19 protein-coding genes are annotated in these 21,812 nt (G+C 64.6%); 15 read left to right on the forward strand and 4 right to left on the reverse strand.

Features of this window, described 5'->3' with window-relative positions:
* The first annotated feature begins 3 nt into the window (after window positions 1-3).
* Genes NTY77_07275 through NTY77_07285 form a run of 3 tightly spaced genes read left to right on the forward strand, consistent with a single transcriptional unit; the run spans window position 4 to window position 3,105 of the window.
* Entirely contained in the window at window positions 4-1,473 is a 1,470-nt protein-coding gene (locus tag NTY77_07275; protein ID MCX5795275.1) for a radical SAM protein, read from the forward strand.
* Window positions 1,463-2,080, forward strand: a complete 618-nt coding sequence (locus NTY77_07280) for a GNAT family N-acetyltransferase (protein ID MCX5795276.1) — start codon at window positions 1,463-1,465, stop codon at window positions 2,078-2,080. The genes NTY77_07275 and NTY77_07280 overlap by 11 nt, the downstream gene beginning before the upstream one ends.
* Window positions 2,077-3,105 (forward strand): radical SAM protein, encoded by a 1,029-nt coding sequence (locus tag NTY77_07285; GenBank protein MCX5795277.1) that lies wholly within the window; start codon window positions 2,077-2,079, stop codon window positions 3,103-3,105. The genes NTY77_07280 and NTY77_07285 overlap by 4 nt, the downstream gene beginning before the upstream one ends.
* Here the strand turns inward: NTY77_07285 and NTY77_07290 are convergent.
* Genes NTY77_07290 through NTY77_07300 form a run of 3 tightly spaced genes read right to left on the reverse strand, consistent with a single transcriptional unit; the run spans window position 3,078 to window position 5,987 of the window.
* The gene (locus NTY77_07290) at window positions 3,078-4,145 is read right to left on the reverse strand and encodes a hypothetical protein (protein ID MCX5795278.1); all 1,068 of its coding nucleotides are present in this window, start codon (window positions 4,143-4,145) and stop codon (window positions 3,078-3,080) included. The two genes, NTY77_07285 and NTY77_07290, sit on opposite strands and share 28 nt — an antisense overlap.
* Window positions 4,142-5,278: a cysteine desulfurase family protein gene (locus tag NTY77_07295; GenBank protein ID MCX5795279.1), complete on the reverse strand. Its 1,137-nt coding sequence runs from the start codon at window positions 5,276-5,278 to the stop codon at window positions 4,142-4,144. Before NTY77_07295 ends, NTY77_07290 begins: the two co-directional genes overlap by 4 nt.
* Window positions 5,279-5,303: 25 nt before the next feature.
* Window positions 5,304-5,987 (reverse strand): class I SAM-dependent methyltransferase, encoded by a 684-nt coding sequence (locus tag NTY77_07300; protein MCX5795280.1) that lies wholly within the window; start codon window positions 5,985-5,987, stop codon window positions 5,304-5,306.
* Window positions 5,988-6,206: 219 nt separating this feature from the next.
* Between NTY77_07300 and NTY77_07305 the strand changes: the two genes are divergently transcribed.
* The 6 genes from NTY77_07305 to NTY77_07330 are packed head-to-tail and all read left to right on the forward strand — an operon-like array spanning window position 6,207 to window position 15,725.
* On the forward strand, window positions 6,207-7,523 hold the full coding sequence (locus NTY77_07305; GenBank protein MCX5795281.1) for a radical SAM protein: 1,317 nt from the start codon (window positions 6,207-6,209) through the stop codon (window positions 7,521-7,523).
* Between the two features lie 17 nt (window positions 7,524-7,540).
* Window positions 7,541-8,959, forward strand: coding sequence for a radical SAM protein (locus tag NTY77_07310; GenBank protein MCX5795282.1), 1,419 nt, complete (start codon window positions 7,541-7,543; stop codon window positions 8,957-8,959).
* Window positions 8,956-10,809, forward strand: a complete 1,854-nt coding sequence (locus NTY77_07315; protein ID MCX5795283.1) for a glycosyltransferase family 39 protein — start codon at window positions 8,956-8,958, stop codon at window positions 10,807-10,809. Before NTY77_07310 ends, NTY77_07315 begins: the two co-directional genes overlap by 4 nt.
* Window positions 10,806-12,662 (forward strand): glycosyltransferase family 39 protein, encoded by a 1,857-nt coding sequence (locus NTY77_07320; GenBank protein ID MCX5795284.1) that lies wholly within the window; start codon window positions 10,806-10,808, stop codon window positions 12,660-12,662. Before NTY77_07315 ends, NTY77_07320 begins: the two co-directional genes overlap by 4 nt.
* Before the next feature lie 17 nt (window positions 12,663-12,679).
* Complete coding sequence (locus NTY77_07325) at window positions 12,680-14,527, forward strand: glycosyltransferase family 39 protein (GenBank protein ID MCX5795285.1); 1,848 nt, start codon at window positions 12,680-12,682, stop codon at window positions 14,525-14,527.
* Between the two features lie 4 nt (window positions 14,528-14,531).
* Window positions 14,532-15,725: a DegT/DnrJ/EryC1/StrS family aminotransferase gene (locus NTY77_07330; GenBank protein ID MCX5795286.1), complete on the forward strand. Its 1,194-nt coding sequence runs from the start codon at window positions 14,532-14,534 to the stop codon at window positions 15,723-15,725.
* Here NTY77_07330 and NTY77_07335 read toward each other — a convergent pair.
* Window positions 15,722-16,303, reverse strand: coding sequence for a CoA pyrophosphatase (locus tag NTY77_07335; GenBank protein ID MCX5795287.1), 582 nt, complete (start codon window positions 16,301-16,303; stop codon window positions 15,722-15,724). The genes NTY77_07330 and NTY77_07335 overlap by 4 nt on opposite strands.
* A 197-nt stretch (window positions 16,304-16,500) precedes the next feature.
* Here NTY77_07335 and NTY77_07340 point away from each other — a divergent pair, with 197 nt between their 5' ends.
* The 6 genes from NTY77_07340 to folB all read left to right on the forward strand — a co-directional run bounded on the left by NTY77_07340 (window position 16,501) and on the right by folB (window position 21,801).
* Window positions 16,501-17,160 carry a DUF6088 family protein gene (locus NTY77_07340; GenBank protein ID MCX5795288.1) on the forward strand — a complete coding sequence of 220 codons (660 nt, stop codon included), beginning with the start codon at window positions 16,501-16,503 and terminating at the stop codon, window positions 17,158-17,160.
* Window positions 17,153-18,199: a nucleotidyl transferase AbiEii/AbiGii toxin family protein gene (locus NTY77_07345; protein ID MCX5795289.1), complete on the forward strand. Its 1,047-nt coding sequence runs from the start codon at window positions 17,153-17,155 to the stop codon at window positions 18,197-18,199. The genes NTY77_07340 and NTY77_07345 overlap by 8 nt, the downstream gene beginning before the upstream one ends.
* Window positions 18,200-18,721: 522 nt before the next feature.
* Entirely contained in the window at window positions 18,722-19,741 is a 1,020-nt protein-coding gene (locus tag NTY77_07350) for an IS110 family transposase (protein ID MCX5795290.1), read from the forward strand.
* 577 nt (window positions 19,742-20,318) lie between these two features.
* Entirely contained in the window at window positions 20,319-20,684 is a 366-nt protein-coding gene (locus NTY77_07355) for a hypothetical protein (GenBank protein ID MCX5795291.1), read from the forward strand.
* A 42-nt stretch (window positions 20,685-20,726) separates the two neighbouring features.
* Window positions 20,727-21,485: an SDR family oxidoreductase gene (locus NTY77_07360; protein MCX5795292.1), complete on the forward strand. Its 759-nt coding sequence runs from the start codon at window positions 20,727-20,729 to the stop codon at window positions 21,483-21,485.
* A complete protein-coding gene (folB, locus tag NTY77_07365) occupies window positions 21,478-21,801 on the forward strand; it encodes a dihydroneopterin aldolase (GenBank protein ID MCX5795293.1) in 324 nt (107 codons plus the stop codon). The genes NTY77_07360 and folB overlap by 8 nt, the downstream gene beginning before the upstream one ends.
* Window positions 21,802-21,812 lie beyond the last annotated feature (11 nt).

Genomic DNA, 21,812 nt, shown 5'->3' on the forward strand with positions numbered 1-21,812 from the left:
GCCATGAAGATCGCTTTGGTCAACCCTCCGCTGATCCAGTGCCTGAAGGGCGCGCGACCCAACCCCGTGATCAGCAGCCTCTTCTTCAATTCTCCGCCGCTGGGCATCGCCTCGATCGCGGCGGTCCTGGAGCAGCGCCGCATCCCGGTCGCGGTCATCGACGCGGCGGTGGAGCGCCTGAGCTATGAGGAGGTCGTGCGGCGCGTCGCGGGCGCGGATGTCGTCGGCCTGACCGCCACCACCTGCTCCTTCGCCGATGCGGTCGAATTGGCGCGTCGCCTGAAGAGCGCGTCGCCGGCCGTGGTCGTTCTGGGGGGGCCGCACGTGAGCGTGGCCCCTGAGCACGCGCTCTCCCCCGGTTGTTTCGACTTCGGCGTCATCGGGGAGGGGGAGGACACCTTCCCCGAACTGCTGCAGCGGCTGGCGTCAGGCGGCCGACCTGGGGACGTGGACGGGCTCGCCTTCCGCGAGGACGGTCGTCTGGTCCTCACCCGGCCGCGGGCCTGGATCAAGGACCTGGACCGCCTGCCCCTGCCGGCGCGGCATCTGCTCCCCATGGAGCGCTACGTCCCCCAGCCCAACGACGAGCGCGCGCGGCCCAAGCTCAGCATGGTGAGCAGCCGGGGCTGTCCCTACGCGTGCCTATTCTGCGACAAAGGGGCGATGGGCGCCGCGTACCGCAGCTTCAGCCCGGCCTACATCGTCTCCGAGATGGAGCATCTGGTGGCGCGCTACGGAGCCCGGGACATCGCGTTCGTCGACTCCCTGTTCACCCCTAGCGAGGAGCGCGTCGACGCCATCGTGCGCGAGATCGGCAGGCGCGGGCTGCGGGTGAGCTGGACCTGCACCGTGCGGGCCAACGTCATCACGCGCAAGGAGACCCTCCGGAAGATGCGGGACGCCGGCTGCTGGAGGGTGCGGCTGGGTGTCGAGAGCGGCAACGAGGAGGTTCTACGCTTCATCCGGAAGCAGACCACGCGGGAGCAGATCCGCGCCGTGGCGCAATGGGCCGACGAGCTCGGGCTGCAGCCGAAGGGCTTCTTCATGCTGGGGCACCTCACCGAGACCCGGCGCTCGATGCAGGAGACCATCGACTTCGCGAGATCGCTGCCGTTCAAGGACGTGACCGTGCAGATCAACACCCCCCTGCCCGGGGCGCGGCAGTTCTCGATGTGCGGCGAGTACGGGACCTTGCTGTCGCGGGATTTCCGCGACTACACCCTGTTCGAGCCGGTGTTCGTCCCGAAGGGGATGTCCCGGCTGGACCTGGAGGCCGCGGTCGACAGGTTCTACCGCTCTTTCTATCTGCGCCCGGTGGTCGTCTGGCGGCATCTGGTGCGGATACGGAGCCTGCGCGACGTCAAGCGCTATGCGCTGGCGTTCCGGCTGCTCCTCTATCTGTCTTTCCGGCATTTTTTCCAGGCGGCCTGGTGGCGTCTTCATATCGGCGGGGAGGCTCCGCATGCCGGCTGAAGGCGCCCGCGCTTGGAAGATCCTCCCGCTGGGTCCCGCGGACCTCGACGCGGTAGTCGCGCTGCATGTCCGCCTTATCGATGATTCCGTGTTCTCGCAGTTCGGCCCGCGCCTCCTTGAGACCATCTATCGGGGCGGCGTGGGCTCGCGATCCGCGGCGGGCTATGTCTGCCGGGGGCCGGACCGCGGCATCGTCGGGTTCGTCTTCGGCGCCAAAGACACCAAGCGCCTGTTCCGGGACATCCTCGCGGGGCAATGGCCGGCTCTGGCTTGGCGCGTCGCCGGCAGCCTGCTCCGGCATCCCGGGCTGCTGCGTCATCTCGGGGAGATCCCTTCCTATTTCGGCAAGGCGGGTGAGGACGCCGGGGCGGCGGAGCTGCTCTTCATCGCGGTCGAGCCGCCGCTGAGGGGCGAGGGCATCGCGCGGGCTTTGGTGGGGGCGGCGCTCGAGGCGTTCTCGGCCGAGGGCATCCGGCGCGTGGCGGTCACCGTGTCGGAGGGGAATGCCGCGCCCGGCCGCCTGCTGGAGGGGTTCGGCTTCCGGCGGTCGCGCAGCTTCGACTTCCTGGGCCGAAAGAGGGCTTTGTTCCTGGCGGAGCTTCCATGAGCCTGGTTCAGATCCTGCGCCTGTGCCGGTCCTGGCTGGCCGGCCGGATGCTCTACGCCCATTGGGGCCTGACCCACCGCTGCAACCTGCGCTGCAGGATGTGCACGGTGCGGCAGGACGCGCGCAAGGAACTGCCCCTGCCGGAGCTGTCGGCCGCGGCCGAGGCCCTCAAGGCGCTGGGCGTGGTGTATCTGAGCCTCGGCGGCGGAGAGCCGTTCCTGAGGGACGATCTGGAGGGCATCGTCGGCATGTTGGGCGGCAAGGGGTTCCGGTTCCGGGTCCTCACCAACGGGACCTTGGCCGACGAGGGCCGAGTGCGGGGGCTGGCGGCCGCCGGCCTGCGGGAGGTGTCGGTTTCCCTGCATTCGCTGGAGCCGGCCAAGCACGACGCCATCCACGGCGCGGCCGGAGTCCACGGGGGGGTCCTGAAGGGCCTGGAGGTCTTCGCCAAGCATCTGGGAGGGCGGGGGAGCATCCTCCTGATCAACACCGTGGTCTCGCCGCTGAACATCCGGGAGTTGCCCGCCATCGCCGCGTTCGCCGCCGGCATGGGCTACTCCGTGTCGTTCGTGCCCATCGAAGACGGTTCCTGTCCGGAGCTCGCATTCAAGCCTAAGGACCAGCCGCTCATCGACGAGACCTATGCCCGCCTGGCCGAGCTGAAGCGGCAGAGGGGCAGCGCCATCCTGAACTCGACGGCCTTCCTCGAGCAGTCCCGCCTGCATCTGGCCTCTCGGCGGCATGTGTGGCGCTGCGAGGCCGGGACGCGCTACTGTTCCGTCAATCCGGAGGGCGAGCTATCCATCTGCCATCGCTTCCCTCCGGTGGGCTCGCTCTTAAACGGCGCGCTGCGGGAGCACCTGCGCTCGGCGTCCTATGAGAGCCGGCGGCAGTCCTTGGTCAGCGCCTGCCCCGGCTGCCTGCGCCCCTGCTGGGCGGAGGTGACGAACGGATTCGCCAGCGCTGCCGCCCTGCTGGAGATGGCGCGGCGCGCGTTCTACTGCGGCGGCAGGAAGACGTCGTAGCCGGCCACGTAGCGCTGATAGAGAGCTATGGCCTGGGCCTGGTCTTTGGTACCGTGGATCTCCACCCGGCCGGAGACCAGGACGCGCACTTCGGCGCCGGGGACGGACAGGCTAAGTAGGCCGCCGTCGCGGGTGATCGCTCCCTGGCCTTGCCAGGACGAGGCCAGGCGCTCAAGGTCGATCCGGGTGCCGAAGGGCAGCGAGATCTCCACCGCGGACTGGCCGCAGAGCCGGGTCGTGCAGATGCGCTCCTGTATCTTCACGCTCTCCGCGCCCTGGGACGGCTTCACGTTCTCCCGGATGATCTCCCGGGCGATAGCTTGGCGCTCCAGGCGGCAGGCGATGGCCCGGTCGACCGGGAGGTTGCAGCGCTCGATCACGTTCTTCAGCAGCGGCAGCCGGCGCAGGAAGGAGGTGAAGAAGAACGTATGGATGCCGATCAGGCAGAAGGGCTGGCGGAACAAGGACGAGGTTATGTTCAAGCGCTCGAGGAATCTGGGGCCGATGGAGAAGCCGCGCTTGAGCATCTCCTGGCGCCGGCCCAGCCGGCCGCCCGACCTGGCGTAGACCGGGCTGAAGTACTCGATGCCCTGGGACGCGAAGAACTCCCGGATCACCCGCAGGTAATCGGGCCGTTCGAGGAAGAGCACGCCCTGGTCGATATTGGTCCCGTCGCAGACCTCGCGGATGCCGTTGTTCAGGCAGTAGATGACGGCCGCGGTCTCGAACGACAGCCTGCAGCATAGATCGATCACCAGCGTGGACCCGTACTTCCGGATCAGCTCGGGCAGGGGGCGGCGCAGCCGCTCGAAGATCTCGGACACGTAGATGATCCGGTGCGCGAGCCGGTCGGCGCCGTACTTTTCTTGCAGCTCCACGACATGCGTCTTGGAGGCGCCGACCTTGACGCAATAGCCGTTGCAGAACGTCAGCAGGTGCAGCCGGACGCTCGCGTCTTCCTCCAGCAGATGGGCCGCGGCCAAAGTGGTGTCCACGCCTCCGGAGAACATCATGCACACGTCTCTGATGCCCGGCTTCATCGACCCGACTCCGCGAGCACAGCCTTCAGCGTGGCGAGCGTCTCTGAGATCTCCTCCATGGAGGTGGAGCCGCCCAGGGAAAAACGGATGACCGAACGGGCCAGGGCCGGGTCGAGCCCCAGGGCCTTGAGCACGTGGGATGGTCCACGGTCCCCGGACCCGCAGGCGGCGCCGGTGGACACCGCGATGCCGCGCAGGTCCAGGTTGGCCGCCAGGGCCTGGTTGTCCCGGCCCGGGAAGCACACGCTGGACGTATTGGGCAGCCGGGGCGCGGCCGCGCCGAGGAACACCGCGCGGGGCTCCAGCTCGCGTATGCCCTGCTCCAGGCGGTCGCGCTGCGCCTCCAGGTAGGCCGCCTCCACCGCCAGGCCGCGGCCGGCCAGAAGAGCCGCGGTCCCCAGGCCCACGATCCCGGCCAGGTTGTAGGTCCCGGGGCGCAGGCCGCTCTCCTGGCCGCCGCCGTGCAGGATGGGCCGCAGGCTCACGCCCTGGCGGACGAACAGGGCGCCCACTCCCTGCGGCCCGTGGATCTTGTGCGCGGACAGGCTGAGCAGGTCCGCCCCCAGCCGGCGGACGTCGACGGGGACCTTGCCCGCGGACTGCACCGCGTCGGTGTGGAACAGGATCGACCTTTTGCGGAGCGCCTCGCCCAGCCGCTGGAGCGGCTGGATGGTCCCGATCTCGTTGTTGGCGTGCATGATGCTGACCAGGATGGTCCGCCCGGTCAGGGCTGATTCCAGGGACTCGGGCCGGACCAGGCCGTCCTCGTCCACCGGCAGCCGGGTGAGCTGGAATCCCTGCCCGGCCAGGTCTTCGGCGCACCGGAGCACGGAATGGTGCTCGACGGCGCTGACGATGACGTGGTCCCCCTGCTTCCGCCGGGCCAGGCACGCGCCCCGCAGGGCCAGGTTGTTCGCCTCGGTCCCGCCGCCGGTGAAGACGATCTCCTCCGGCCGGCAGTTCAGCAAACCGGCGACCTGGGCGCGGGCCTGCTCCACGGCCTTCAGCGCCTCCCGGCCCGGGCCATGGGCGCTGGAGGCGTTGCCCCAACGCCCCTGCAGCCAGGGCAGCATGCTCTCCAGCACCTGGGGACGCAGGGGGGCGGTGGCGTTATGGTCCAGATAGATTGGCATTGGGTCGGGGCCGATAGCTACCAACTCATAATATGCTCTGCGGTTTTTCAAGAGTCAGATAAAAATGAAATAACGTGTATGATCTTCTTAAAAATCTCAATCGACCTCGATAAAGAGCGTTTTCTATATTTTTCCATTGCGGAAAATAATCCTTTAAAAAAGGCCATTCTTCTTTTGCAATCTGTGAATAATTCCTCAGATATTGATTCCCAAACCAAAAATTATTCATTCTGAACAACCAAAAAGCCAAACGTATTTGAGGAGAATTCTCAAAGTCTACGATAAAAAGTTTCCCCCCTGGTTTCAAAAGTCTAAGAGCTTCATCTAAAAACTTTTGAACATTCTCAAAAGTCGCAAAATGGTGCATCGCGTGTATGCAGGTGACAATATCGAATGATTGGCTTTCAAAACCAGACTTCAAAGCATCCCCGACAGAATACCGAAAGCGGCTGTCTTCGCTCAATCTTTTATCAAAAGCAATATCCATCCCGGTTAGATTGCGAAAGCCCATCTCATACATGACATCTAAGGCTTCTCCATGACCACAACACATATCAAGCAAAGCCACCGATCTGGGCTGTTCATCCAAGCCTAATTTCTTGAGTTTCCATCTCAATTGCTTGCGCCGTCTTTCAATCTCGAATTCACTGCTATACGTCTGCAGCCAGGTCCCGGTCTCCACGCGCGAAGAAGATGCTTTTGCAGTCATCTTTTATCCTCTCTGTCTGTCCTCTTGAATCCGCTGAAATCCAGTTGGCCGTGCCCCGAGTCGTGTGGAAATCCGCCGCGTAACCTGGTAGCTGGAATTTGATTCTAGCCTATTCCGACCTCCAATCGTTCAAGTTTTTGGCCCGGCCCCCATGGGGGCCGGGCATTCGCTATAATGGAAAGGCGCACCGCCCACATGAGCGCCGACTCGAATGGTCCCTTGATCCGCGAAACACAGGGGGTGTGCCCGCGGTGTCTCCGGGCGGTGGCGGCGCAGATCCGCGAAGCCGAGGGCGGCGTCTGGCTGATCCGGTCCTGCGCGGAGCACGGGGAGAGCCGCGCCTTGCTCTCGGTCGCCCCCGCCTACTTCCGGGACCTGCACCGCTTCTACAGCTCCGTGATGCGCCGCAGCCTGCCCCAGCGCGACTACATCCTCCGCCTGACCGAGCGCTGCAACTTGGAGTGCCCCATCTGCCTGGCCGGCGCCAACCAGGACGTCTTGGCGGACTTCACCGTGGAGGATGTGCGCAGCCTGGTCAAAGGCATGCGCGGCAAGAAGCTGGACCTCATGGGCTGCGAACCCACTTTGCTCAAGGATCTGCCGGAGATGATCCGGGTGATCGCGCGGTCCGGCAACATCGCGGCGCTGCACACCAACGGCATCGCGCTGGCCGACCTCGCCTATGTGCGGCGGCTCAAGGACGCAGGCCTGCACGAGGTGCACCTGCAGTTCGACGGGCTCGACGACCGCGTCTATCAGGCCATCCGCGGCCGGCCCCTGCTGGACACCAAGCTGAGGGCCATGGACAACCTGACCGAACTCGGCATCCCCGTGGATCTGGTCGTGACCGTGCTGGCCGGCGTCAACGAAGGTGAGCTCCTGCCCATCCTCGAGTTCGGGGCGAAGCGCGCCAACGTCAAGGAGGTCTTCTTCCTGGGGTGCCGGCCTCTGGGACGCGCCGCCGCCGGCTTCGAGGACCGGCACCTGATGCCGGACCAGGTCATCGACCTGCTGGCGCAGGCCACGGGCGGCCGCATCTCCCGGGACAAGGTGCGGCGTTTCCAGAAGCTCTATTTCGCCGCGCTGTCCATCTTCAAGGTGCGCAAGTGCCTCTATGTCCAGCACTACCTGCTGCTGCGCTCCCGCGACGGCGGCTACCAGTGCTGGGATGACCTCGTGGACACGCCGCGGTTGGAGCAGGCGCTGGAACGCTTCCGGGCCCGGCGCGAGAAGGACTCCGCTTGGGCCGCGCCGCTCTTCCTGCTCGAAGCCCTGCCGATACTGGTCAACCCGCGCACGCTCGGCCTGCTCGGCGAGTTCCTGGCTTTGGCCCTGCTGATGAAGTCCGGCTTCAACCTCAAGCGCGTCAAGCCCCGCACCCTCATGCTCGGCTACATCACCGCCTGCGACCCGGGGAGCTACAACGCCTTCGTGGCGGAGAACTGCGGCAAGGGGGAGGTTTCGCGGGACCTGGGCCTGCAGGAAGCCGGGGCCCTGGCCAACGTCCTGCGGGAGCGCCGCTGGAGGAAGCTCTGACGCGGGCGACATCGCCGATGAGGATCCTGCTCATCAATCCGCCCGTGGAGAACACGGTCCGGTCCGAGGTCCCGGCGCTGGTCACGGCGCATGTCGGCGTGTTCCCGCCGCTCGGGCTCCTGTATGTCGCCGCCTTCTGCAACGCCCGCACCCCGCACCGGGCCGAGGTCTTGGACGCGGTGGCCGAGGGGCTGTCCTACGACGGCATGGCCAGGCGGATCCAGGCGGCCGCGCCGGACCTCGTCGGCATCACCGCGCACACCCACAGTCTGGTCGATGTGATGATGACGGCCGCGCTGGTCAAGAGATGCCGGCCGCAAGCGCACGTCTGCATGGGAGGCGCGCACCCGTCCCATTTCCCGCGCGCGGCGGCGCGGCTGCCCGGCGTGGATTCGGTCATACCCGGCGACGGCGAGGCCGCCTTCGCCGAGCTGGCCGGCGCTCTGGCCGGCGGCGGCGACCTGCGTTCGATTAAAGGGCTCCTGTTCAAGCAGGACGGCGGGATCGTGGAGACCGGAGCCCGGGAGCCGGAGCGGGACCTGGACCTCCTGCCGCAGCCCGACCGCTCCTTGCTGTCGGCCGGGCGGTACCGGTATATCCTCTCCCGGGACCCCGCCTTCACCACCATGATCAGTTCGCGGGGCTGCCCCTTCGCCTGCACGTTCTGCAGCACGCCCAAGGGACCGTGCCGGATGCGCTCCCCCGAGAACGTGGTCGCGGAGATGGCCCGGTGCGCGGGCGCGGGCCTGCGCGATATCCATTTCGTCGACGACATCTTCAACCAGGACCCGGAGAGGGTCTCCCGCATCTGCTCCTTGCTGAGCCGGGAGAAGCTGCGCGTGGGGTGGAGCTTCCGGGGGCGCGTCGACCGCGTTTCCGCCGGCCTGTTCGCCGACCTGCGGCGGGCGGGCTGCTACAGCATCCATTTCGGCGTGGAATGCGCCAGCGACGAAGGCCTGGCCGGCCTGAACAAGGGTATCCGCGTGGAGCAGGCGCGCCAAGCCTTCGCGCTGGCGCGTCAAGCGGGCCTGCGGACCGTCGCCTATTTCCTGGTCGGCTGTCCGCACGAGAGGACCCGTGAGGACGTGCTGCGCACCGTCGCTTTCGCGCGGGAGCTGCGCGCGAATTTCGCCCTTTTCAACATCCTCACGCCCTACCCGGCGACGGCGCTCTACGAGGCGGGCCTGCGCGCGGACATCATCCCTCGCGACGTATGGGGAGAATTCATCGCGAACCCCACCAAGGACTTCCGCTATCCGTTCTGGAACGAGCATTTTTCCAATGAGGAGCTGGCGTCTTTGCTGCGCCTGGCCTACCGGCGGTTCTATCTGCGTCCCGGTTTCCTTTGGGACGCGCTGCTGGACTGCCAGGCCTGGAAGGTGGTGCTGCGCCGCCTGGGCGCTGGGATAGGGCTGCTGCGGGGAGGGGGCGCATGACGCGGCCCGGGATGCGGCTGCCGGCGGGCTACCCGCGCTGGAAATGGGCCTATGCCTTCGCGGCGGCGGCTGTCCTGGCTTTCATGGTGATCGGCAATCTTATCCGCCTGCATGATGATGCGTCCATCCGCGGGCCGGACGTGATCGTTCATCTCAATAATTCCGTGGAATTCTACCGCCGGTGGCAGGATGCCGCTCATGATCCCGCGGCCTCCTGGCACGGCAAATGCCTCAGCCTGGCGGCATCGTTCTCACGGCCGCTGAGCAGCAGCAGCAGGGATCTGCGGTTCCCCAATCTCGTATTCGCCGTCACCGCCCTGTTCTATTCCCTCTTCGGGCAGGCCATGGGCGTGGCGAAAGCCAGCAACTGGGTGTATCTTCTCCTGCTGCTGTGGTCGGTCTATGCGCTGGGGAGATCCCTCTCGGGCCGACTGACCGGACTGCTCGCCGCAAGCCTGGTCGGCATGTATCCGCTGATCTTCGAGAGCTTCCGGCAATACGGCCTGGATTTCCCGCTGGCCGCGATGGTCGCGTTCTCGATGGCGCTGCTCATGAAGAGCGACGGTTTCGCGGACCGGAGATACTCGCTGCTCCTGGGCCTGGCCATCGGTGTCGGGATGCTGGTGAAACTGCAGATGGTGATCTATCTGGCCCTGCCTTTGGGCGTGCTTCTGGCGACCAGCCTGACCCAGGCCTATCGTCAGGGCGGGGCCCCCCTGGCGCCCCGTCTCATCAACTTCAGCATCGCCAGCGCGGCCGCGGCGATCGTCTCATCCATCTGGTGGGCTGGGAATCTCGACGCGATATGCAGGTTCTTGCGGATGCATAGGACGGTGCCGGGCATCCATCCGGTCTTGGCGCACGACTACGGCGCAGTCGCCTGGCGCATCCTGCAGTCCATGGCGTTCGACCCGATGGGGCTGCCTTTGTTCGCGGCGTCCGTCGTCGCATTCGGGTGCTTCCTCGCGGCGCCAGTGAAGCAGCGATCCGTCTGGGGAGCATGGGCGGTTTCGCAGCTTGTGATGATGCCCCTGCTCATACCGGTCAGCTTTCACGGATGGATCCCCGGGGCGCATTGGCGCTTCGGCATGCCCGTTCTTCCCGCGCTGGCTGTGCTGACCTCCTGGTGGGTGTGCCGCTTGAGGAACAGCACGGCCAGGGCGGTCGTCTTCGTCCTGTTGCTGGCCTTCGCCTGCGTGCAATTCAGCGTCCGGACTTTCGCGTCCGACCATGCACCTCCGGTCGCGGCCGCGAAGGTGGACGGCCCCATCACCGAGCGGCTGGGAATGGCCAGGATCCGCATGATCCTGTCTGATCCGCGCGAACTGCTGGGCACGACGGATTTCGGATGTCCGAAGAGGCAGGGGTTCCTTCTCAAGCTCGACATGCTCCTGCAGCAGATGCAACCCTATATATCGCCGACGAAGAAGATGAGCGTGCTTTGCTTGAGTCGATTGCAGAGGCCCAGATCGGCCGAGGACATCCTGATCTACCTCATGAGCAACCGCTACGCGAACCTGACGGCGTACCAGATGGGCCGCCTCCTGCTTCCCGGTGGGCGCCGGATCCTGGAGGACCTCGATTTCATCATCGTCTATTCCCCGCGCCCCGTCGTCTCTTGGCGTGATATCGAGACCGACCTGACGCAAGGCGACGAGGCTCCTGCGCTGTATCTCCCGAGTACGCAGGATAACCCGCGGAATCTGTGGAGGTCGCCGAGCGGTTTGAAATTGCTGGGACAGATCTCGCGGGAGATCCGGCAGTTCGAATTGGTCTTCGATCAGCCGATGATCTTTGAGAGCCATTGGCTCCTCTATAAAAGGCGCTCCCTCCGGGGCGGAGGCGCATGAGGCATCCCTGGTCGCGGATGTGGGCGAGGTATCCGCTCTGGAAATGGTCCTATGCCGTCGCGGCCGCGGCCGTCCTGGCCTTCATGCTGATCGGCAATCTCATCCGCCTGCGCGGTGATGCGTCCATCCGCGGGCCGGACATGATCCTCCATCTCAATAACTCCGTGGCCTTCTACCGCCTGTGGCATGACGCCGCTCATGATCCGGCGGCCTCCTGGTGCGGCAGATGCTGCAACCTGGCGTCCTTGCTGTCGCGGAGGCTTTCCTCCACGGACGACCGGCACCCTAATCTGGTGTTCGCCGTCACCGCCGTGTGCTATTCCCTCTTCGGGCAGACCTTGGGCGCTGCGAAATCGAGCAACTGGGTGTATCTGCTCCTGCTGCTGTGGTCGGTCTATGCCCTGGGAAGATGCGTCTCCGGCCGCCTGACCGGGCTGATCGCCGCCAGCCTGGTCTGCATGTATCCGGCGATCTTCGAGAGCTCCCGGCAATACGGCCTGGATTTCCCGCTGACCGCGATGGTCGCGCTCTCGATGGTGCTGCTCTTGAAGAGCGACGGCTTCGCGGACCGGAGATATTCGTTCCTGCTGGGCCTGGCCGTCGGTGTCGGGATGCTGGTGAAGCTGCAGATGCTGGTCTATGTGGCTCTGCCCTTCGGCGCGCTTCTCGCGGCCGCTTTCGCGCAGGCCCGGCGGCAGGACAGCGGGGGGCGGGCCCCTCTGGCGCCCCGTCTCATCAATGTCGGCATCGTCATGGCGTCCGCGGCGATCGTATCCTCCATCTGGTGGGGCGGACGCCTGGGCGCGATCTGGCGGATCGTGCACATGCACATGACGGAGCCGGACCTTTCTCCAGCCATGGGACACTGCTACGGCGCGGTGGCCTTGCACATCCTGCAGTCCATGGTGTTCGACCCGCTGGGGCTGCCGTTGTTCGCGGCCTCCGTCGCGGCGCTCGCATGCCTCCTGGCCTCGCGAGCGGAGCAGCGATTCGTCCTGGGAGCCTGGGCGGTTTCGCAGTTCGTGATGCTGACGCTCCTCTTGCCGGTCAGGATCAACGGGACCTATCCCGCGGCGGAATTGCGCTGCGGCATGCCTGTCGTCCCCGCGCTGGCTGTGATCACATCCTGGTGGGTGTGCCGCTTGAAGGACATGACGACCAGGACGGTCATCTTCGCCTCGCTGCTGGGGTTCGCCTGCCTGCAGTTCGGCGTCCGGACCTTCGCTCCTCCCGATGGGGGGAGGGCCGCGCCTTCCTGGCGGGGCGGCCCGAATCTCGAGCGGATGGGGCTGCCCAGGATCCGCGGGATCATGTCCGATCCGCTCGCGCTGCTGGGCGAGACTCCTTATGGGGCTCCGAAGCAGAATGCGGCCGCTCTTCACATCGACAAGCTCATGGAGCGGATGCATGAGTATATCCTCCCGAAGATGAAGGCGAGCGCTCTGTGCGTGAGCCTGTCGCGGAGGCCTTTCTCGCATGAGGGCATGCTGACCTACTACATGAACAACCGCTACGCGAACATGACGGTCTACATGGTGGGCCAACTCATATTCTCCGATGGCCCCCGGATCCTGAAAGACCTCGATTTCATCATCGTCTATGCCTCGCGCGACATCGGTTCTTGGCCGGAAATCGAGAGGGATCTGACGCAAGGCGGAGCAGCCGACCCGGAGCCTCTTCCCAATCTGGATCGGGAGCCGCAGGACCTGTGGAGATCACCGCGTGGTCTGGAATTGCTGGGGAAATTGTCGCGGCAGATGGGGCAGTTCGAATTGATCTTGGAGCAGCCGCTGCCTTTTGGGCGCCATTGGCTCCTATATAAGAGGCGTTCCCTTTGGGGCGCAGGCGCATGACGCATCCCGGGTCGCGGATGTGGGCGAGGTATCCGCTCTGGAAGCGGTCCTATGCCATCGCGGCTGCGGCCGTCCTGTCCTTCATGCTGATCGGCAATCTGATCCGCCTGCGCGGTGATGCGTCCATCCGCGGGCCGGACGTGATCGTGCATCTCAATAATTCCGTGGAATTCTACCGCCTATGGCATGATGCCGCTCATGATCCCGCGGCCTCCTGGTACGCCAGATGCTGCAACATGGCGTCCTTGCTGTCGCGGAGGCTTCCCTCCAGGGATGACCGCTATCCTAACCTGGTATTCGCCGTCACTGCCGTGTTCTATTCCCTCTTCGGGCAGACCTTGGGCGCGGCGAAAGCAGGCAACTGGGTGTATCTGCTCCTGCTGCTGTGGTCGGTCTTTGCGCTGGGGAGATGCGTCTGCGGCCGCCTGACCGGGCTGATCTCCGCAAGCCTGGTCTGCATGTATCCGCTGATCTTCGAGAGCTCCCGGCAATACGGCCTGGATCTGCCGCTGACCGCGATGGTCGCGTGCGCGATGGCGCTGCTCTTGAAGAGCGATGGCTTCGCGGACCGGAGATGCTCGCTCCTGCTGGGCCTGGCGCTCGGTGTCGGGATGCTGGTGAAGCTGCAGATGCTGGTGTATCTGGCTCTGCCCTTCGGCGCGCTTCTGGCGACCACTCTTGCGCAGGCCCGGCATCAAGACAACGGAGCGCGGGCCGCCCTGGCGCCCCGTCTCATCAATGTCGGCATCGTCATGGCGGCCGCGGCGATCGTCTCATCCATCTGGTGGGGCGGGCGTCTGGGCGCGCTCTATCGGATCGTGTACATGCACATGACGGAGCCGAACGTTTCTCCAGCCATGGGACACTGCTACGGCGAAGTCGCCTTCCGCATCATGCAGTCCATGGTGTTCGACCCGCAGGGGTTCCCTTTGTTCGCGGCGTCCGTCGTGGCATTCGCATGCCTCCTGGCGGCGCCAGTGAAGCAGCGATTCGTTCTGGGGGCATGGGCGGTTTCGCAGCTCGTGATGATGACGCTCCTCTTGCCGGTCAGAAACAACGGGCTATATCCCGCGGCGGAATTGCGCTATGGCATGCCCGTTCTTCCCGCGCTGGCCGTGATCACATCCTGGTGGCTGTGCCGCTTGAAGAGCCTGACGGCCAGGACCGCCATCCCGGCCTTGTTGCTGGGGTTCGCCTGCCTGCAATTCGGCGTCCGGACTTTCGCGCCTCACCAGGAGGGGGGAGCTTCGCGTCCAGCGCGGGGCGGCCCGAAGTTCGAGCGGATGGGGATGTCGAGGGTCCGCATGATCAGGTCTGATCCGCTCGAGCTGTTGGGCACGACTCCTTATGGGACTCCGAAGCAGCATGGAATCGCTCTTAAGATTGACACGCTCATGCAACAGATGAATGAGTATATTCCCCCGAAGAAGAAGATGAGCGCTCTGTGCTTGAGCCTGTCGTGGAGACCTTTCTTGCATCAGAGCATGCTGACCTACTACCTGAACAATCGCTACGCGAACTTGACGGTGTACATGGTGGGCCAACTCATACTTCCCGATGGGCCCCGGATCCTGAAGGACCTCGATTTCATCATCGTCTATGCTTCGCGCGACATCGGTTCTTGGCCTGATATCCAGAGAGGTATGACGCAAGGCGGAGAAGGCGACCCGGAACCTCTTCCTAATCCGGAACAGGAGCCGCGCAATCTCTGGAAATCACCGCGCGGTCTGGAATTGCTGGGGCAATTGTCGCGGCAGATGGGGCAGTTCGAATTGATCTTCGAGCAGCAGCTGCCTCTTGAGCGCCATTGGCTCATATACAAAAGGCGCTCCCTCCTGCCTCAGCCCACGGCGCAGGCCAACTGACGCCATGGCCCTTCTGCCCAGTTTCCGCCCCTCGCTCAGCTGGCGGGAGCTCCGCGCCGCGGTGCGCGGCGGGTCCGGCGACTTCGCGCAGGCGCTGGCGCGCTATCTGGCCGTGCCGCACGCGATCGCCGCGCAGTCGGCGCGCTGGGGGCTCTACCATCTGCTGCGCAGCCTCGAGCTCGAGCCGGGAGACGAGGTCATCGTCCCCGCGCTCACCTATTTCGCGGTGCCGGCCGCCGTGGTCCGCGCCGGGCTCAAGCCCGTGTTCGCCGATATCGGGCCCGATGGGCTCACCATCGACCCTGAGGCCGCGCGCCGGAGCCTCACTCCGCGCACGCGGGCCATCATCCCGACCCACCTCAGCGGCTTCATCTGCGACCTCGGATCGATCTGCGCCTTGGCCCGGGAACGCGGCCTGACGGTCATCGAAGACTGCGCGCAATCGCTGGGCGGCAAGTTCCAGGGAAAACACGCGGGCGCCTGGGGGCAAGCGGCCTATTTCACGTTCGGCGTGACCAAGCACATGACCACGCTCGGCGGCGCGCTGGTCGTCACGCACGACGACGCTCTCGCGCAGCGTCTGCGCCGGGCCGCGGAGAGTCCGGCCCTGCCGCCGTTTCCCGCCGCCGCGCTCGCGAAGGCGCTGGCCATGAAATGCGCCACGTCCGCGCTGGGCTTCCCCTTCACCTATGCGGCGCTGAGGGCGTCCGCGTGGGCCGGCATCGACCTGGTCGACCGGCTCTTCGCGGAGCCTGAGGCCCTGCTGGGCGAGCCCTTGGCCGGCGCGCTGCATCCCGCGCAGGCGGAGTTGGGGCTGCTCCAGCTGGCGGCGCTCGACGAGCGCAACCGGCGCCGGCGCCGGCGCGGCCTGCAGCTCTGCGAGCTGCTGCGCGGCATCCCCGGGGTGCGCGTCCCCCGCTCTCACGAAGGCGCCGAGGATATCTTCTCCACATGCCCGGTCTTCGTCGCGGACAAGGAGCGGGTGCGGCGGGCGCTGCTGCGCCGCGGCATCGATTCCTCCGCCGGGTATCTGCAGGACTGCAGCGCGCTGGAGCTGTTCGGGGCGGATCGGCGGGCCTGTCCTCATGCGGCTCGGGCCAAGCGTGAAGTCCTGTATCTGCCGCTCTACGCGGAGCTCTCGGAAAGCGATGCGGCGTATGTCGCCGATGGCGTGCGCAAAGCGGTCTTGAACGGCTAGCCCGCCGCGATCTCCAGCAAAGACTCCAATATCCTGTAGGTGATGCCCCATACGATGCGGGCGCCGATCCTGAAGGCGGGCAGACGCCTGGGCTGGCCGGCGATGGAGAAGGTCTCCTCGCACACGGCGCCGGGCAGGCTGCCGAGCCTGACCCAGAAGCAGTCCGCCGCCTCAGGGCCGGGAGCCAAAGCGGGTCTGCGGCGCAGTCCGAAGACGAAGGGCCGCACGGCCAGTTCCGGATAGGTCGGGGTCCGGGGGGAGAGGTCGTCGAGCTCGCCCAGGAGGTCCTGCGGCCGCAGACGGACGCCGGTCTCCTCTTGCGTCTCCCGGATGCTGGTGGCGAGCCGGTCGGCGTCTGCCGGCTCGCCGTGGCCTCCGGGCAGGGCGACGTGCCCCGACCAGGGGTCGTCCGGATGCTTGACGCGCTCCATGAGGAGCACCGCGAAGTGACGCGGCCGCGTCCCGGCCAGGATGACGGCCACCGAGGTCCTGGCCTCGGCTCCGGTCTCGAAGCGCCGGGGGCTGCGGGCGCGCAGCTTGCGGCGCAGTCCGGCGAAGGGGTCGGCTGCTGGGGGCATGGAGCCGCACCATTTTATCAAACCGGGCCGGGGAGTATCCCATCCAGTAGAATTGAGACAGCGTAAGCTTGTCCCATTGTTTTTGACAAGCCAAGACTCACTGATCGAAGAATTACAAAAAGGCATCGGGGAAATAATATGCCAACCTGCCAAAGCCATATAGGAGACATCTGGGCCTTGCAGCCTGTCAGAAAACCGTGTACACTTTTCTGACAGTGAATATCACGGATACCGTCGAGAATAAGATCCTGTCCCGCATACGCCGCCTCGGCCCAGGAAAGGTCCATACCAGCAAGGACTTCCTCAGCCTCGGCAGCCGCGCGGCGGTCGACCAGGTCCTGTCGAGATTGGCCGCGCGCAAAACCATCAAGAGGCTCGGTCGAGGGCTCTACTATCTTCCCCGCATCAACCCGACTTTGGGGATCGAGGCGGCTCCCGATGTGGAGGAGGTCGCTCGCACTCTCGCCAGAAAGACAGGGAGCCGCGTCATTCCCTCCGGAGCGGTGGCGGCCAATCGCCTTGGACTCTCGACTCAGGTGCCTGCCAAACCGGTCTACTTGACAGATGGGAGGACCCGGACTGTGCGCGTGGGCAATGTCGTCTTATTCATCAAGCATGCGCCGCCTAAAGACCTCCCATTGGGCCATCCCACGAGCGCCATGGTTTTTCAAGGGCTGCGGTACTTGGGCAAGGACGCCATGGGAGAGGAGACCATTGCGCGGCTCCGCCGGAGTCTATCCGTCGCGGATCGCCGGAGATTGCTGAAAGACGCCCGCTACGTCACCGACTGGGTTGCCGAGGTAGTCCGCCGAGCCTGCGGGCACGGTGGACGCCCCCCAAAGGCGCGCCATGGATGATATAGCGCGTCTTCCTGCGCGCGATCGTTCCGAGTTGTTCAGCACGGCAGCAACCCTGCGAGGGGAGATGCTGTCCGCCCTGATAGAGAAGGACTTCTGGGTCTGCTGGACGCTCAAGCGAATCTTTGCCTTGCAGGACCCGCCCGCCGGGCTAATTTTCAAGGGAGGAACGAGCCTTTCGAAGGTGTACCAAGCCATCGACCGATTTTCCGAAGACGTTGACCTTTCATTTGATCGGAGCACGCTTGGATTCGGGGGGGATAATGATCCCGAGCGCGCGCCGAGCAAGAACAAAACGCAAAAGAGGCTGGAAGCTCTTACGGCCGCGTGCCAGGATATGATCCGTGACCGGTTTGTGCCGCGGCTTGAAGCGGCTTTCACAAAGGCTCTCGGTACGGCTCCGTCGTCGCGCACATGGCAAGTCGATCTGGACAAAGATGATCCAGACAGGCAGACCGTGCTGTTTCACTACCCGGCCGGCATCGCAGAGCGCGAGGGAGCTATCCCTCGATATCAGCGCCCCGTCGTCCGTCTTGAGCTTGGCGCACGGGGGGAGCAATGGCCGGCCGAACAGGCAACGGTCACGCCTTATGCGGCGCAGACTATTTCGAAACCTTTCAAGGAGCCTGCTTGCGACGTGAAAGCACTGGCCGCCGAGCGGACCTTTTGGGAAAAGGCGACAATCCTGCACGCCTGGTATCATCATCCCCAAGGGAAGGCACTTCCCGAACGTCAGTCGAGGCACTATTACGATCTCGTAAAGCTCTATGAGAAAGGAATCGGCGCGAAGGCCATGGGCGATTTGGAATTGCTCAAGAGCGTCGCGCACCATAAAACAGTCTTCTTTCGGTCCGCTTCCGCGCAATACGATAAGGCGACCCCGGGGAGTCTCAGGCTTGTCGCGCCGTCATTCCGGAAGAAGGAGCTGGAGGATGACTACGTCAAGATGCGCGAGATGATATTCGGCGAGATCCCGCCGTTAAGCCATATTTTTGAAGTGCTCGCGGAGCTTGAGCGCAAGATAAATGAGCGGCGCTGATATCATCGGGTAGCGCGGCCCTGCGCTGCCGCTGTAAGGTCGATCGAAGGACGTTGCCAGTCGATGCCCCTCCGGCCGATGAGTTCCCTCCGGCGTAGCCACGGCTCTGGCTTGATGGCGCTCTCCTGAAATCTCCTGCCCGATCCTGACGTCTACTCCGGCGTTGGTATGGTATTATTGCCGAAGCCAGGCCCCCGAGGGGGCATGGGATGGGAAGCTCCATAATGTCCCGGCAGCAACGAAACGAGCTGATGCAAAACCGTGTTATAATGTGCCAAGGGGAATCCTCCGTCGTAGAATGTGGTCCAAGCAACTTCATTCTACAATTGGCGAAGGGTTCCCCGTCGTTTTTTCCCGGACAGAAGTGTTTTTCTATAGTCTTTCTATAGTGCTTGTATAGCGTTTCTATAGTCTTTCTGTAGTCTTTTCTATAGTGATAATCATGTAGAGGTCCCCGCCCACAGGTTTGCTAGTGTTCTGTTGCGAGACGGAAAACTAGAACCGAAGAGGAGGACCTCTACAATGAGATTATACTCCGCAATAGACCTGCATTCCAACAACAGCGTGCTGGTGATCATCGATGAAGGTGATCATGTCCTGTGCGAGCGACGTCTGCCGAATAAACTGCCGCTCATTTTGGCGGAGTTGGCTCCGCATCGGGACAGCATCGAGGCGATAGCTGTTGAGTCCACGTTCAATTGGTACTGGCTGGTCGATGGGCTCATGGACAACGGTTATGCGGTGAAGCTGGTGAACACCGTGGCCGTGAAGACCTACGATGGGCTCAAGTACACCGCGGATGAGCACGACGCCCGGCATCTCGCTCATCTTCTTCGTCTCGGGATCTTGCCGACCGGCTATATTTATCCGAAGCAGGAGCGCTCCGTGCGGGATCTCTTGCGCAAACGCAGCCACTTGGTGCGGTGCCGCACTGCGCAGATCTTGAGTATCCAGAACCTGATCAGGCGCAATAGCGGGCAAGGCATGCAAGCGGCCGGAATTCGGAATCTTGACGAGACGGGGATTGCCGAGTTGTGCGGCCACGACGAAATGCGCGCGCTGGCCGTCAAAAGCAATTTGGCGGTGTTGCAGTGCCTGGATGTTCAGATTCAAGGACTTGAGCGGGTGGTGCTGGATCAGGCTAAGCTCAAGCCAGCATTCGAGAAGCTCATCACGGTTGACGGGATCGGCCATATCCTGGCCATGACCATCATGTATGAGGCGGGAGACATGGCTCGTTTTGCGGAAGTCGGACGGTTCGCCTCATATGGACGCTGCGTGGGCAGCTCGCGCTGGAGCAATGGCAAGAAGAAAGGCGAGGGTAACCGAAAGAACGGGAACAAGTACTTGGCCTGGGCCTTCGTCGAGGCGGCGCATTTTGCCGTGCGTTATAACGAGCAAATCCGGCGGTTCTATGATCGCAAGAAGCGCAAAACCAACGGGTTCGTCGCTCTAAAGGCGGTGGCGCACAAACTGGCTCGTGCCTGCTATCACGTGCTCAAGGACCAGGAGCCCTTCGACGCAGCGCGAGCGTTTGCATAACGATTTGGGTGGTGGAGACGAGCCCGGAATGAAACTGGCAAAACCAGTATAGTGATTGGCCGTTTCCTCCACCCGCTGTTTTAGGCGAAGTCGCCTCGGCCGTGAGCCAATAAGGCACTGGCTCGACATGAGTCGAAGCCATTGAAGTGAGGGCGACGAAAGTCGCCGATGAATGGACACGGCAGGGTACCAACGGTTTTCTGGGCCCTCGGGAAGAGGGCAGGGGCACTGGCAGCGGATCGCCGGAGTCTTGATCCTGATGAGTGTTTGGTGCGGCTTCGAGCTGACACCAAATTAAGAGAGAACCTGGGTGCGCATGAGCCTTCAACAGCGACGAACGGAAGCATCGAGGCAACAGCCACTACCTGTGGGCGGTTCCTTTTTGCCTATTGACGCGGGGACCTCTAATGAGTGTTTCTATAGTCCGTACTGAGGTGTTTTTCCTGGGGAAAAGGGGGGGACGTACCCTGGGGTGTACGCCTTTTCGGGCCCCCCAGGGGGGGCCGAAAAGTGGAACTTTTCCGGGTCTGGCTCGTATATATAGTAGGGGCCCGCGCAGGGCCATAGGAGGGACGCCATGAAAGGAGCCTCATTGAAGGGATTGGGACTGGCCCTGCTGCTGGCCGGGGCCGCGGCCGCAGCGGGGGCCGGCGATCTGCCGGCGGCCGCGCCCATGCCGGGCGCGAACCAGGAATTCAAAGCCCAGCAGAAGGCGGCCCGGGTCGCCTTCTTGGAGAAGCTGGACCAGGACCGCAAGACGTTCAATGAGAGCATCAAGGGCAAGAGCCGCGAGGAGCAGAAGGCCCTGCGCGCCGAGTTCCGCGCCCAGCAGAAGGCGCAGCGCGCCGCCTTCAACAAGGAGCAGGTGGAGCAGCGGCGCGCCTTCAAGGCCGAGCAGCCGGCCCGCAAGCGCAGCCATAAGCCCGCGGCCAAGGACCAGTAGACCGGGCTTGCGGGGCTTCGGCCCACTTGTTAAACTAGGCCGATGCCGGAAGACAAGGAGCACCCCCTGCTCGGCCAGACCGCTTTGGTCACGGGCGGCGCCAAGCGCCTGGGGCGGGCCATCGCTCTGGCTCTGGGACGCGCCGGCGCGGACGTGGTCGTGCATTGCCGCGGCTCTTTGGCCGAGGCCCAGGCCCTGGCCGGCGAGCTCCGCGGCCTGGGCCGCCAAGCCTGGACCGCGCAGGCCGACCTCGACGACGCCTCCCAGGTGGAGGCCCTGTTCGCGGACGCCTGCCGCAGCGCCGGGGGCGGCCTGGACATCCTGGTCAACAGCGCCTCCATCTTCCCGACCGGACGCCTCGACGGCCTGCAGCCCGCGGAGCTGGAGCGCAACATCCGGGTCAACGCCCTGGCCCCGTTCGTCCTGGGACGCGCTTTGGCCCGCTCCGGGCGCGGCGGCTGCATCGTTAACCTGCTCGACAGCCGCATCACGGACTACGACGCGGAGCACGCGGCCTATCATCTCAGCAAGCGCCTGCTGGCCACCTTCACGCGCATGATGGCGCTGGAGTACGCGCCCAAGGTCAGGGTCAACGCGGTGGCTCCGGGCCTGATCCTGCCGCCGCCTGGCGAGGGCCAGGATTACCTGGAGCGCCTCAAGGGCACCAACCCGCTCCAGCGCCACGGAGGTCCCGAGGACGTGGCCGACGCGGTGCTGTTCCTGGCGCGCAGCGCTTTCGTGACCGGCCAGACCATCTTCGTGGACGGCGGCCGGCACATGCGGGGGGCGGTCTATGGCTGACGAGATCCGCATCAAGGACCTGCAGCTGCGCTGCATCGTGGGCGTGTACCCCGAGGAGCGGCGCGAGAAGCAGGACGTGGTCATCCAGGTGCGCCTGTCGGCGGACCTGGGCGCCGCCTCGCGCAGCGACGCTTTGGCCGACACCGTGGACTACAAGGCCATCAAGAAGCGCATCGTGGCCATGGTCGAGTCATCCTCCCACCAGCTCATCGAAAGGCTGGCCGGCCGGGTGGCGGAGCTTTGCCTCGAAGACCCGCGCGTGCAGGCCGTGGAGGTGGAGGTCGAGAAGCCCGGTTGCGCTTCGCGCGGACGGTGAGCGTGGTGGTC

The sequence above is a fragment of the Elusimicrobiota bacterium genome, assembly GCA_026388095.1.
GTDB lineage: Bacteria > Elusimicrobiota > Elusimicrobia > UBA1565 > UBA9628 > UBA9628.